The 12033-nt window shown below is 50.4% G+C and carries 16 protein-coding genes; all 16 read right to left on the reverse strand.

Annotation, left to right across the window (positions count from 1 at the left end; translation table 11 throughout):
• Window positions 1–2235, reverse strand: a 2235-nt coding sequence (locus ACMHKJ_RS18825) for a TipJ family phage tail tip protein (protein WP_413496336.1), incomplete at its 3' end; no start/stop codon positions are given.
• A gap of 33 nt (window positions 2236–2268) precedes the next feature.
• The gene (locus ACMHKJ_RS18830) at window positions 2269–2859 is read right to left on the reverse strand and encodes a tail assembly protein (protein WP_413496314.1); all 591 of its coding nucleotides are present in this window, start codon (window positions 2857–2859) and stop codon (window positions 2269–2271) included.
• A 56-nt stretch (window positions 2860–2915) separates the two neighbouring features.
• Window positions 2916–3338: a hypothetical protein gene (locus ACMHKJ_RS18835; RefSeq protein ID WP_413496315.1), complete on the reverse strand. Its 423-nt coding sequence runs from the start codon at window positions 3336–3338 to the stop codon at window positions 2916–2918.
• Between the two features lie 45 nt (window positions 3339–3383).
• Window positions 3384–4091 (reverse strand): C40 family peptidase, encoded by a 708-nt coding sequence (locus tag ACMHKJ_RS18840; protein ID WP_413496317.1) that lies wholly within the window; start codon window positions 4089–4091, stop codon window positions 3384–3386.
• A gap of 13 nt (window positions 4092–4104) precedes the next feature.
• A complete protein-coding gene (locus ACMHKJ_RS18845; protein ID WP_413496318.1) occupies window positions 4105–4410 on the reverse strand; it encodes a hypothetical protein in 306 nt (101 codons plus the stop codon).
• Between the two features lie 48 nt (window positions 4411–4458).
• Entirely contained in the window at window positions 4459–5217 is a 759-nt protein-coding gene (locus tag ACMHKJ_RS18850; RefSeq protein WP_413496320.1) for a phage minor tail protein L, read from the reverse strand.
• The gene (locus ACMHKJ_RS18855) at window positions 5214–5549 is read right to left on the reverse strand and encodes a phage tail protein (RefSeq protein WP_413496322.1); all 336 of its coding nucleotides are present in this window, start codon (window positions 5547–5549) and stop codon (window positions 5214–5216) included. The genes ACMHKJ_RS18850 and ACMHKJ_RS18855 overlap by 4 nt, the downstream gene beginning before the upstream one ends.
• Entirely contained in the window at window positions 5546–8830 is a 3285-nt protein-coding gene (locus tag ACMHKJ_RS18860) for a phage tail tape measure protein (RefSeq protein WP_413496324.1), read from the reverse strand. Before ACMHKJ_RS18860 ends, ACMHKJ_RS18855 begins: the two co-directional genes overlap by 4 nt.
• 1 nt (window position 8831) lies before the next feature.
• Window positions 8832–8987 carry a hypothetical protein gene (locus tag ACMHKJ_RS18865; RefSeq protein ID WP_413496325.1) on the reverse strand — a complete coding sequence of 52 codons (156 nt, stop codon included), beginning with the start codon at window positions 8985–8987 and terminating at the stop codon, window positions 8832–8834.
• Window positions 8988–9079: 92 nt separating this feature from the next.
• Entirely contained in the window at window positions 9080–9430 is a 351-nt protein-coding gene (locus ACMHKJ_RS18870; protein ID WP_413496326.1) for a phage tail protein, read from the reverse strand.
• Window positions 9431–9913 (reverse strand): phage tail protein, encoded by a 483-nt coding sequence (locus ACMHKJ_RS18875; RefSeq protein ID WP_413496327.1) that lies wholly within the window; start codon window positions 9911–9913, stop codon window positions 9431–9433.
• Window positions 9914–9925: 12 nt separating this feature from the next.
• Window positions 9926–10324 carry an HK97-gp10 family putative phage morphogenesis protein gene (locus tag ACMHKJ_RS18880; protein WP_413496338.1) on the reverse strand — a complete coding sequence of 133 codons (399 nt, stop codon included), beginning with the start codon at window positions 10322–10324 and terminating at the stop codon, window positions 9926–9928.
• Window positions 10324–10713, reverse strand: a complete 390-nt coding sequence (locus ACMHKJ_RS18885; protein ID WP_413496329.1) for a hypothetical protein — start codon at window positions 10711–10713, stop codon at window positions 10324–10326. The genes ACMHKJ_RS18880 and ACMHKJ_RS18885 overlap by 1 nt, the downstream gene beginning before the upstream one ends.
• Window positions 10700–11026: a phage head closure protein gene (locus ACMHKJ_RS18890; protein ID WP_413496331.1), complete on the reverse strand. Its 327-nt coding sequence runs from the start codon at window positions 11024–11026 to the stop codon at window positions 10700–10702. The genes ACMHKJ_RS18885 and ACMHKJ_RS18890 overlap by 14 nt, the downstream gene beginning before the upstream one ends.
• Before the next feature lie 7 nt (window positions 11027–11033).
• A complete protein-coding gene (locus ACMHKJ_RS18895) occupies window positions 11034–11336 on the reverse strand; it encodes a head-tail connector protein (protein WP_413496332.1) in 303 nt (100 codons plus the stop codon).
• An 81-nt stretch (window positions 11337–11417) separates the two neighbouring features.
• On the reverse strand, window positions 11418–12033 hold a 616-nt coding region (locus tag ACMHKJ_RS18900), incomplete at its 5' end, for a phage major capsid protein (RefSeq protein WP_413496334.1).

The following is a 12033-nucleotide window of genomic DNA, read 5'->3' on the forward strand; positions in this document are numbered from 1 at the left end:
CGTGTCCTCTGTGAGCTGCCCGAATTCCCAGTTAATTTTGATACCGAAAACCAATGTGGATGCGCGGAAGTTAAGCGGTATCGGAGGATCCCCGACTTTACCGGTCAGCCTGGTTTCTTCTGAATACCCCCAGCCACTGGATATTTCTGCCGCATTAATTGCCCGGACGCGCACCAGATAGCGCCCTGAGTACACGCCCTGCACCTCAAATGACGTAGTTGAGTTGCGTAATACGTTTATCCAGTTACCATCGTCACGCCGCCACTGGGCCTCATAGGCGATGGCGTTGTCTGCCGGTTGCCAGGTTGCCCGCATGGTTTCCATGCTGATCCCCTGCCGGATGACAGAGTAAGAATCAATAACGATGTCTTTCGGCGGGAACTGGTTACCAGGCGGGATCACGCTTACCGGGCGTTCGTCGAGCACCGCACCGGTATCAATCCGGTCGTATTTATCGGGGTCGTGCGCGGTGGCCGAGATGGTAAATGTGCCGTCGTCATTCTCTGTCACGCTGATAACGCGGTATTGCTGAGCGTACAGGTCGTCAGATTCAACCACCCACACACATTCTGCCTCAGGTGCTTCGCTGTACGCGGTGGTGACGGTGATAATGTTATCAGTGACCATCTGAATAGTGCGGGCCTGTGATTTACCGGACGGCAGGTTGAGCATCAGCCGGTCCCCTGCTGCTGCGTCAGCTTTGCGGTCGAGGGTGATACTCCGCCCGTCTGCGGCACTGACGCGCCCACCGGTTACTTTTCCGGATACCCGCTCATCGGCAACCGCAATGATGTACCCGGGCTGCGGGATATTGCCGTCCATGCCGACACTGAAGGTCACCATACGGTCTTTATTGTTGGTCAGAATGCCCCACCGGCCCTTACGGTTGGCTTCGGATTGCCGGCTGCAACCAATGGCGGTCATTTCCAACTGATTAAAACCGAACCGTGATACCAGCTCTGTTTCAAATACCGGCTCCATGGCATCCGAGTAACCATTGAGCGGATCGGAATACGATACCAGTGCAGAGGAGTAGCGGGCTTTGCTGCTGCTCCCGGAGTACCCGAAATTACCGTCAATGACGTTAGCTTTTGTGTAACTGTAATCAATATCGCGCGGCATATCCGCCAGGGTGACAATCTGATTACCGCCCCAGTAGGTCATACCCCGGAAGATTGCGGCAAAGTCACGCAGCACGGTGTATGCCTCGTTTCTGTCCTGCACGTAAACATCACACACATAGCGCGGCTCGGTACCGCTGCCGCCCCTGCCGTCCGGTACCAGCTGGTCGCAGTATTGTGCAACGCGGTACAGCTCCCATTTATCGATATTCTGCATTTTGATGCGGTCGCCAAGACCGAAGCGATCAGAAACAACAATGTCGTAAAATATCCAGGCGGGGTTATTGGTCCACGCCCATTTAAACGAACCATCCCACGTTCCGGCGTAGGTACGGTGTTCCGGATCGTAATTCGACGGCACCCGGATAACGCGCATCTTCGGTTCACAGGTGATCTGCGGAATGCTGCCGTTAAACTGTTTTGAATCAAACTCGATGTAGAGCAGTGCGGTGTGAGGATAAGTCAGTTTGGCGTCAATCACTTCGGTGTAGCTTTGCAGTACTATCGCATCACCGATTTTTGCACTGTTCGCATCCGGGGTAATTTTACGGACACGCAGCGTCCATGAGGTGGCGGACTGAGGTAATTCAATGCGATGGGTGCGCTCATAGCCTGAGGTGGTTTTGCCTTTGGCGCTGCCGTCCACCACCGTTTTCCAGCTCCCGCCGTCTGTTTGCAGATCAATAGCGTACTTCACTTCGTTGCCGGTCATGTCGCCGTTATCTTCCTGGCGGAACAGTGACGGCCATTTCAGGCGGACACGAACAGCGGATAGCTGCGGGTTGGTGAATGCGCGAACCCACGGGGTGTTACTCTGAATGACGGTACCGACATTAATCTCATTTTCGGCAGACGGCATTCCGGGAATATAGGTTTGCGCCTGAGTGCCGGGGCGGTATTCCCAGACCACGCCGCTGAAGTTCTCCGAGCCGTCATCGTTCAGCAGCGGCGTACCATCCAGAAAGATATTCTTCCCGGTCAGATCACCGGCAAATTCTCCCTCACCGAGCGCCAGAAGTAACTTTGCTTTTGCTGTGGATTGTAAGTCGTCCGGCTGTTCTACAGGCGTGCGCGGGCTGCTGTCGCCACCTTTGCGACCGGTGATTGAGTTCATCATGGGGTTTCCTGATAAAAGCTGAGAGAGGGGTTACTGCTGATCTTCGACGTAAATGCCTGCTGAAATAATGGCACCACCGATGCGGCGCTTGCCGTAGCCGATGGGTACAGGGTAACCCTGTGAAACGGTGTTAGTCGGGGATCCGAATGCGTATGAGGGTTTGTTTTCACCCTGGTCTTTCATGGCGAGTCCGCCTGGCTGCGGGGATAGCATTTGGATGATGCCGCCGAGTGCCATTGCCGCACCCATTTGCATCATCGGAACACCTATTGCCCCTCCTCCGAAATAGGTAACAACGGCTCCGACCGCCACAAGAACCGCACCGAATATAGTTTGAAGTACACCAGCCTTTTTACTACCAAGAATTACAGGTACGATGCGCACAACCTCATCGGTTACCGGTAGCCCAAGATCATCAACGCCAATATTTTTCTTTCCGCGAAATACCGCGTAAGTCAGCCCCCGCGCCTTACTTGTATTTAAAAATTGCTCAAACCCCGGGATTGTACAACACAGTGCGCGGATAGATTCTGATGTTGTGCTGATGAGCCTCTGATGTACTTTGCCAAAAGTTTTACCAAGTACACCACCGAGCTCTATTTTTGTCATGATTTCAGTCATACTGACTCCATTAAAAAACCCGCCGGAGCGGGTTTGGTTTTTATATTAAAATTAATTTAACGGGAAAGTGTGGTCGGCTTGATATCCATATTTCCATTTTGATCCGTGAATATCCGATAATATTTATTATCACCTGAATTTATATTAAATTCACGCTCCTGACGCGCCGCTCCCGATGAACAAAGTCCGCGTCCTTCCAGTGAAGCACCGAGAATATGCTCACCTTCTTTTACATTAAAAGTGGTTTTTTCTGACGGATCTAATTTTGCCGCACGCTCACCATCAATGAATACTGTGGCAAAACACCCGCCACCGACCATGCCTGAATCACGAATAATAGTTACAGAGCCGGTGTTTTCACTTTTTACATCAGAGGTAAAAACTCTGTCTTTAGGGGCGACCTTAGCTAAGTCAGGATTCACCGCTGAGGTGGCACACCCAGCCAGAGTAAACACAGCAACAAGTAGTAATTTTTTCATTCCGGAAACCCACTAAAAAATAAAGATAAGGGTAACCACGGCAAGTCAGTTTGTCATGAATATTTTATGTCTCAGTATCATAACTGTGCGGTCACGCCAGTACCCGCCATAGGGAACCCGCTGACTCAGGTGTCCGTATAAATGATGAAGGAGCATATTATCCGCCAGCAGAATACCCGCATGATTAGCGACTACCGCCTGCACCTGCATCACAATAACATCGCCGGGCTGCGGATCTTCAACCAGAACAAAGCCCGCCGACTGCCAATTATCGGCATAGCGGTTTTCGCCCTGCTCCCACCAGCAGTAATCCACCCGGTAATCAGGTAATGTGATGCCGCGCTCCTGCCGGTAATAATCCATAATCAGCCCGTAGCAGTCAGTAAAACCGAGAACAAACGGTCGCCCCACCAGCGGAAGGTCACCGCGAGGCTGAATGGTCCGGATATCACCTTCTGGCCAACTGACGATATACCAAGGAACCCCGAGCGCATTACACTGCGCTTTATCCAGCTCAGAGGGCTGAGTGGTAGCATCAGGGTGGCTGTGAACAATGCCGGTCACCGTCCCCCAGTCTTCGGCGGCGGCGTAGTCTTCCGGCGATAAGATAAAGTGTTCTTCCGGCTCACCGGCAATATTACGACACGGGAAATATTTTATAACGCGGGATTTTTGGGCTATCACCCCGCAGCATTCGCGGGGATATTCACATTCTGCGTGGCTTAATATTTTTTTTGTCAGATAATCACGCATTCTTGTTTTATCCTTACTGAGGATTCGTTTTATCTAAATAGTTATCAATAACTGATAGCTTATTTTCCAAGTATTTTTTATATTCTGTAAGGTTTTTAACATCACACTCTGCATTTTTTATATATTTTTCTGTGAATTCCCTTCCCTTCGCTCTTAATTCATCTGTGGTTAATATTTTTTCATTTTTAGCTGTTTTACTGAGTTTTGATACTTCGTCAAGGCTATAAACACGGCAGTCTTCATACCAATATCTATTTTCATTCGCAACTGCATTTGATAAAAATAAACATGGTAATAATAACATAATGTATTTCTTCATAATCTCACTCCAATAGTAGATTTAAAGGGGGACATTATCAGAAAAAACCTATTTCCTCAGCAATGACGTTCCCGGAAAGCCACCGAACGGGATCGGGTCGTTTTTGCCAAAGCGCAGGAAGCAGCCAGTGTTCAGCATACCGCTGCACTGATCCTGTGCAGGGTCATCAACCGGATTTCCGTGTTTATCGAACCAACCGTTCTGCCCGGCATAGCTACAACCGTCACCGGATTTGTATTTGCCGCGAATGCACCAGGTACACATAGAATGTAACTGGCGGGTCGGGATCAGAACACCCTGTAAATCCATCGGGCTGGCTAATTCAAACTCAACGATTTCACCGGTTTCCGAGGGCTTGCTGTCAATGTAGAAAACAGATACCCGCTCCTGTGTCGGATCCGCTGTTGGGTTATCCTCCGGGAAATTGGCGGCATCAAGGTAATGTACCAACGTGTCATGTATCGTGACTTTCGCTTTCAGCATATCGTCATAGGCAAGACACAGCGCCGTGATCGACCCGTCCAGATTGGCAACGGATAATTTCGGCTGCGCACCGGAGCCGGTTGTTGATGCTTCCAGCCCCTCAATATGCACCGGCCACGCCCGGTATTCTTCATCCTGCCACCAGACGGATTTAGCCGGCAGCTTTTCGGCATCACCACCGGCAGCCAAAATTTCGGCTTCGGTGTGCGGTATGTTATAGGCATGAAAGCGCAGAATGTCCGGTGCGCCGAACGCTGAGCCATCAACCTCAAACAACCGGACAGCACTGCCCGGCTCCAGCTTTTGATAATCTGATGTGATCATGGTTTAAATGCCTGGGTAAAGGTGAGGGAAAGGGAGTAATTATTACCACCCAGCGGGGTCAGCTTCGGGTCTTCACAGCGGTATAAGCCTATCGGCTCCAGCGGTGGTCGCCACTGAAACGCACGGATCCCACCGTGATTGTCGATAAAGTCACGGATAGGCAGGATGTAATCTTCCGTACCGGTAAAGTTCAGCGACCATTTCTGGCTGCGGGCATTGATGCCGTCACCGCTGACCTGTTCATACCCGTCACCAAATTTCGCTTTACGGGTTTTGAATAAAATATCGCCCTGCGGATTAAGTCGCGGGCTCCAGGTGAATATTTCGATCATCGGCTCCCCTTAGCTATATTCCAGACACCACCACCGGGACGGGTTTCTTTTGCCATAAGTACACGGAAACGCCCGTCAACAAACTCACCGACCTCTCTGCCAAATTGCTCATAGCCAGCGGATCCCTGCGTTTTCTGGTTGCCGTCACCATCTATAGTGATATAAACCACCGGTGCTGACGACTGAGAGCCTCCGCCATACGCGCGAATACCGAGATTTCCGTCCGGTCCGCGTTTCAGTGGCATAATGGCTTCGTCACCAGCCTCACCCATCAGCCCCACATTCGGCGCGCCACCTTTGGCGAACGCAAATACTGTCGGACTGCTGACGACCTGATTACTGTACTGACTCAGACCGGGTGAGTTATATGTGCCGCCTTTGGCATTTGCGGTGACAGGAACGCTGCCGCCACCTGCTGATGCTGCCGCACCGCCAAAACCACCAAACAACCCGGTAATCGCATTGGTTATCTGTCCCTGAATCATTATTTTAATCAGATCCTGAATAATCGACTCAGCGAGTGACGCAGACAGATCCCGCAGTCCTTCCGAAAAGGTTTTTGTTCCCGTCAGCATACCGGCCAGTGAACCGGCCGTTTTCTGCTCTACCGTATCAATCAGGTTGATTTGCATTTTCTGCCAGTTCCCCTGTGCGGCATACAGATCTTTACCCGCCTGAATTTGCGCCTCTTTTGATTTTTCAGATGCCTGTTTAACAAGGGCTTCATAACGCTCTTTGCTGATCACGCCATCGTTGTAATATGCCTGATAGAGTGCTTTCTGTTCTTCCAACTGGTTCCGCAGTTGCACGACAGGATCGACATCACCCGCCAGCGAGATATTGGGTAATGCAATGTCTTTTGCCTGCAGAGAGAGCCGGTCACGCTGGCTTGTTTGCGTCAGTTGCAGGCGGGCTCGCTGGTACCCTTCTTCCGTCAATAATCTGGCATCAAGAAGCGATTTCATTTCCTTACTGGCTTCGTGCTCCTGACGCAGTATTGCTGCTGTCGGTGAGTGTTTTTCTGCCAGAACAACCCGCTGAAGCTGGTAGTTCTCTGCGCTGATAAGAGACAGGCGGTTCATTTCAGACTGAGACATACCGCCAGATTTATGCAGCTCTTTCAGCTTTTCCAGTGTTTCGGATTCACTGAGTGAGATTTTTTCAAGGCTGGTCGCGTGCTCGGATTCGATTTGCTGCCGGAGTTGCTTATATTGATTAAGCTCTTTTTTACCATTCCCTTTTGTTTTAGGGAGTTCATTGGTACCAGTTGAGGCGACCGGCTCTTCTTTTGGGGCTTCTTCGCTGGGTTTAACTTCAAACTTTCCGATTGAGACCGTTTTTTGTCCGTTACGGATGTTCTCTTTCCGCTGTTCAATTGAAGCATTTGCATCTTCTAATTGACCGAGCAAGGTATTTTTTTCCCTGGTCATCTCCTTTGAGTCCCAGAACAAGCTTCCGAATGTACCTTGTTCACGGGATTTGGCTATATTTATAGCTGTATCAGAATAGCGTCCCAACTGACTTTCTATTTGTTGTTTTTCAGTTTGCAGCTTGCTTAGATCATCTTCCCAGTCATCAAGCTTCAGCTGAACTTTAACCTGAGATAATCGCTGCAATTCAGCGACCGTCTCTATAGTTTCATTTTTCAGGTTACGCAGGCCTTCCCGCGCCTGGACGCTGCTGTTGTATAATCCGTATATTGCAGATCCCGCCAGCAACGCAGCGCCAACCGGTCCACCCAATAAATTTAAAGCCCCTCTTGCGCCCGCACTTGCGGCGGACAGGGCTCTGGTTGAAATGGCTAATCTGTTATTCGCTGCATTAAGATTGGCTTTTGCAGCTGTCTCCGCAATATTAGCCTCACGAATTCTGCGGCTGATCGCTGCATATTCACTCTGATAGCTGACATTCATGCCATGCTGCCGATTTATAACAGACTGCTGTGCCAGTCGCCGTGATTCCTGCTGCGCCTGTAATCGGCTGGCTTTTGCTGCCTCAATTGTCGCCTGTGCAGAGTCGCGTGTTTGCCTTGCTGTTTCTCTGGCGGCTTGCCCGGTCTGATACCATGCCTTGATCTGACCCTGCAACCCCATCGTCATTCTGGAAGCCATCACCGGCAAAACAGCATATGTCACTATATTAGCCAAGGTGGAGAAATTATCGGTCAGTCCGTTTACCGCGGCAGTGACCCCCTGAATACCTGACCTCATGGGGCCGTCTGCACTGTGACCAACAGCAAGCGCCACACCCTCAAATGCGGTACCGAGTAATTCCAGATCACCATTGAGATTATTCGCCCGGATACTGGCCTGATCGTATGCGGTGTCAGTCCCGGTCAGAGCGGTCGTCAGTTCTTTTAATTTATCGGTATTTTCACGCAGATTTACCGCTGCGCTGACATTGGCGCGACCGAATAATTTAACGGATGCCGTGGTGGAGTAGTTCTTTTTATCCAGGTTATCCAGCGCGGCAGCAAGACCGACAATTGACGGGCGCAGGGATTTATCCGCTGACCGCTCCAGCGTCAGAATGACGTTACGCATCATCCGTCCGGCTTCAGCACCTTTAATGCCTTTATCCGCCAGAACCTGAACGGCCGCATTCAGCTCTTCAAAGCTGATACCCGCCTGTGCCGCGACAGTGCCGCTTGTTTTAATCGCCTGAGAGGTTTCATTGATTTCAGATGCACCATATTTGGCACCCGCTGCCAGCACATTAATATAGCGCTCCGCAGAGATAGCCGATGCGCCGTACTGATTCAGGCTAAATGACAGCGATTTTGCAGCCTCAGCAAGGTCAATACCAGAGGCCTGCGCCAATGTAATTGATTTTGCGGTTACTTCTTCAAGTGCTCCGGCGGTTTTAAGTAATGCAGGCTTTGCCGATGCCAGTAATTTCATTGCATCGGCAACTTTCGTCGCGCCGAATTCTGTTGTCCGCCCCATTTTCAGGGCGGCTTCATCATACCGCTTCATTTGCTCAGCGGACGCACCGGTGATGGCACTGAGGTCAGCCAGTGCCTGACCGTACTGGCGTGATACCGATAAAATGCTGCCGATAGATAACCCGGTACCGGCAAGTAATGCCAGCTTACCTGCTACGTTGGTGATTTTGGTGCTGATGCCATTAAAGCTGTCTTCAACACCTTTTGCGTCCCGCTTTGCCTTATCAGAAAAGCGTTTTGTTTCGCGTCCGGCATGATTCATCGCATTGGTGATATTCGACCGGAAAGTGGCATCATTAAGTAACAGGCCAACGCGCAGATCTGCAAGATTCGCCATTTTATCCCCCGATAATTTTCATTACGTCTGCACATTGCTGATCGACCAGCGCCGGTAATTCCGGCACATTGCTGTGCGGTAAATCCGGTTTTTCCGGCTTGCCAGCAGAGTCAGCCTGACCTGATTTGATGGAAAAATAAGCCTGCCAGCCAAGCAATGTTGATGCCGGCAGGCTGAGTACGCGGTAGGGATCGATTTCCCCGAGTTCTTCCGCGAGTTGATAGGCAAAGAAAAGTAACGGACTGTCAGTTAGTTTTTTTTTGCTTCTTCGAGGGTGCCGATTGAGTGGCGTTTGACGATATTAATCGCGTCGATCAGAATGGCGTTATCATGGACATCAACCATTTCATCCGCTGTCGGCAGCAGGGTTTTGGTGACGGGTTTACCTGCATCGTCCACAATACAATTGAGCAACATATCAACGTTAAGCAGTGATGCTTCACGCACATTCCCTTCGATATTCAGGTCAGAGACTTTCTGTTCCAGCGCCATCAGTTCACTGGCTGTCATGCGGCGGATGTTGACTTTTACGCCACAGAGAATATCAACTTCGCGGATCTCCGGCTTTGCCGTCAGTAGTGATGCTTTCAGACCGTTCATTTATTTTGTTCCCCCTTTTGCCTGGTCACCGGTAACACCCGCAACACCCCATGTCAGGTTATTTTGTTTGCCTTTCACTGTGATCTGAATGGCTTCGTTCGCCGGTGCGCTGACATCATTCAGCTCCCATCCGGACAGCGACAACAACATATTTGCCGTGCGCTTATTCGGCAGTTCAAAATAAAACTGCACCGTTTCGCGTTTCTCTGCCGCATTGAGGAATGCTGTAAAATCTTCGTTTTCCGGATCGTCAATAAAGCCGAGGGATTTTTCCGGTCCTTCCGGTAAATCTGAAATAAACTGTTTTGACATGTCGATGAGCGTTGTCACATCAACAAAGCTGCCTGATTGCCCCGTGGCACCAAGCGCCTTACAGTTAATCAGCGGTTTCATTACGGCTACGGCATCGCCCGGCTTACCGTATTTAACAATCGTGCCCGCCGGTAATTTTGCATATTCCGGCGAGGTCTTTTTATCGGCCATATCTTGCTCCTGTTAATACATAGAAAGTGCGTGGCGGATCTGCTGTGATAATTTGTTCAGAACCGCACGTTTGTTGTAGTCGAGTGCCGGACGGATAAAGGGCTTCGCCACCTGTTTAATGGTGCCGAATTCCTGTGCGCGGGCTTTCATGTAGTCGGCTTTCTTCGGACCGACAGTGACCATAATGCCGCCGTTGGTACCTTTGATTTCTGTGCTTCTCAGGGTGATATTTTCACGCATATGCTGACCTTTCCCTTTCGGGTCGAATCCGGCATGGCGCTCCATATCGTCTTTTACCACTTCCATTGCTTCGCGCCCGGCTTCACGCAGAATTTTTGTTTTCATCTCAACAGCAAGTTGCTGTAACCGGCGCCCGAGCTCATCCAGACCGGATATTTCAATTCGGGTTATCACTGCGCATCCTCCGGGTAGGTGATGATGAAATCCCGCATAACAGACCAGCGGACGCTGTTTTTTGTCAGTTCTTCCCGGTTCTGCTGTATTCCGCCGCGCTGCACTGTCTGTACCGGATAATTACCGATATAACCGTGTACGACCGGCTCCCACGCCTCACAGATCGCCTTATCCAGTTGCAGGACTTTTTCATAGTTATTCAGGATATGAATGCCTATCTGAAAACGTGCCTCCACCAGACGGGTGGTGACCATGCCGGAGCCGTAACGCGGGTCGCTGATTCGCTGAAAGGTGACACCTTCCTGTACCTCTTTTGGCAGCAGCAGGGGGAAAACGGGGAGATGGGTAATACCGGAAAGAGACTCAAGAATGTCACTTTCGATCATGTCGGGTATCTGCCTCCGTGGTAATAATGAGTTTTGCCGGGTCGTTGCGGTCACAGGCACGGACGGTAAAGTACCGGTGCTGATATTCAATTACCCAGTCAATCTGAACATCCGGTCGTGGCCGCGCGGTGAATTGCATGGTTTCAATGACCTGTTCCTGGTCACCGGTGCGAATTTTACGATTGGACATCGCCTCAGCTTTCGCCCATACCGTGGTGATTTCAGTCAGTTCAGTATGGGGATCGCCGAGGTTTCCGGATTGAAGTTCAGGTTTGAAGAGGGTGATGCGTTTGTTTAGTTCGCCGGTTTTCATTGGTCACCTACAGATTGATATGCCGGTACGGGTCAAGAATGGCTTTAAAGCCGTTCGGCATCGCTGCCGGGTCGCGATTTTCATAAAAATGAGTGACCGCCAGCATCAGCGCCACTTCAATATCATCTGAAATCAGCAAACCATCAGGATCTGTATCCGGAATATCGCTGTCATACAGCGTCCGGTTGGTATAGTTTTCTGCCCGTTTTTTTGCAGCACCGAGATATGTCTGAAGCAAGGTATCTTCAAGATCATTGTCTTCATCGATACGGCACTGCGCTCTCAGTTTTTCAAGTGTCGGTAACGGCATATTCCCACCATTACCTGTGGACACACCGGACCACAGGCACAAAAAAACCGCAATTAAGCGGCGGGTTCGGTTAAGCCGGGGTTATTTTCCGGCACCTTTAGCCACCAGCGCCTTAATCGCGGAGGTATCTTCCAGGCAGCAATCGAAACGGTGGAACGCGAGGAATGCAGTCTGATCAAATTCTGCGTAACGCTCCACCAGCCGTTTCAGTGTCATATAGGTAACGCGGCGGATAATAAAACGGTCAAAGTCACCACAGAAGATGAATTTTTTACCCGCTTCCGCACTGTCGATAGCCTGGTCAATGGCGTATTGCATCCCGAGAATAGTAGCCGGTGCGACACCGGTAATTTCCGGCAACCATAACGGCCGCTTATTACCATCCACCATTTCAGTGAGTGACTTCAGAGTGCTGTCATTAAATGCCAGACGGAATTTAGGACTGTTACGATATGCCGGGTCGATGGCGTGTTTCAGGGCATTAATGTCCGTCCAGGAGATCGCTGCTGCTGACTCAACTGTGCCGGTAACAGATGTATCGAGTCCTTTCGGCTGAACTGGTGCACCGACACCGGTACCTTTCACCAGATATTTAGCCTCACCGCGACCAATACGCTGAGCGATACGGGCAGCAAGATAGGATTCGATATCAATTCCGCTGTCCTGCAACAATTCATTCGATACGCGGATGATTTTG

The sequence above is a fragment of the Morganella psychrotolerans genome (assembly GCF_965118875.1).
GTDB lineage: Bacteria > Pseudomonadota > Gammaproteobacteria > Enterobacterales > Enterobacteriaceae > Morganella > Morganella psychrotolerans_C.

Excerpts from the sequence above, each read along its gene's own strand:
- ACMHKJ_RS18830 (WP_413496314.1), bottom strand. The coding sequence starts at position 2,859 with ATGACTGAAATCATGACAAAAATAGAGCTCGGTGGTGTACTTGGTAAA.
- ACMHKJ_RS18835 (WP_413496315.1), bottom strand. The coding sequence starts at position 3,338 with ATGAAAAAATTACTACTTGTTGCTGTGTTTACTCTGGCTGGGTGTGCC.
- ACMHKJ_RS18840 (WP_413496317.1), bottom strand. The coding sequence starts at position 4,091 with ATGCGTGATTATCTGACAAAAAAAATATTAAGCCACGCAGAATGTGAA.
- ACMHKJ_RS18845 (WP_413496318.1), bottom strand. The coding sequence starts at position 4,410 with ATGAAGAAATACATTATGTTATTATTACCATGTTTATTTTTATCAAAT.
- ACMHKJ_RS18850 (WP_413496320.1), bottom strand. The coding sequence starts at position 5,217 with ATGATCACATCAGATTATCAAAAGCTGGAGCCGGGCAGTGCTGTCCGG.
- ACMHKJ_RS18855 (WP_413496322.1), bottom strand. The coding sequence starts at position 5,549 with ATGATCGAAATATTCACCTGGAGCCCGCGACTTAATCCGCAGGGCGAT.
- ACMHKJ_RS18860 (WP_413496324.1), bottom strand. The coding sequence starts at position 8,830 with ATGGCGAATCTTGCAGATCTGCGCGTTGGCCTGTTACTTAATGATGCC.
- ACMHKJ_RS18870 (WP_413496326.1), bottom strand. The coding sequence starts at position 9,430 with ATGAACGGTCTGAAAGCATCACTACTGACGGCAAAGCCGGAGATCCGC.
- ACMHKJ_RS18875 (WP_413496327.1), bottom strand. The coding sequence starts at position 9,913 with ATGGCCGATAAAAAGACCTCGCCGGAATATGCAAAATTACCGGCGGGC.
- ACMHKJ_RS18885 (WP_413496329.1), bottom strand. The coding sequence starts at position 10,713 with ATGATCGAAAGTGACATTCTTGAGTCTCTTTCCGGTATTACCCATCTC.
- ACMHKJ_RS18890 (WP_413496331.1), bottom strand. The coding sequence starts at position 11,026 with ATGAAAACCGGCGAACTAAACAAACGCATCACCCTCTTCAAACCTGAA.
- ACMHKJ_RS18895 (WP_413496332.1), bottom strand. The coding sequence starts at position 11,336 with ATGCCGTTACCGACACTTGAAAAACTGAGAGCGCAGTGCCGTATCGAT.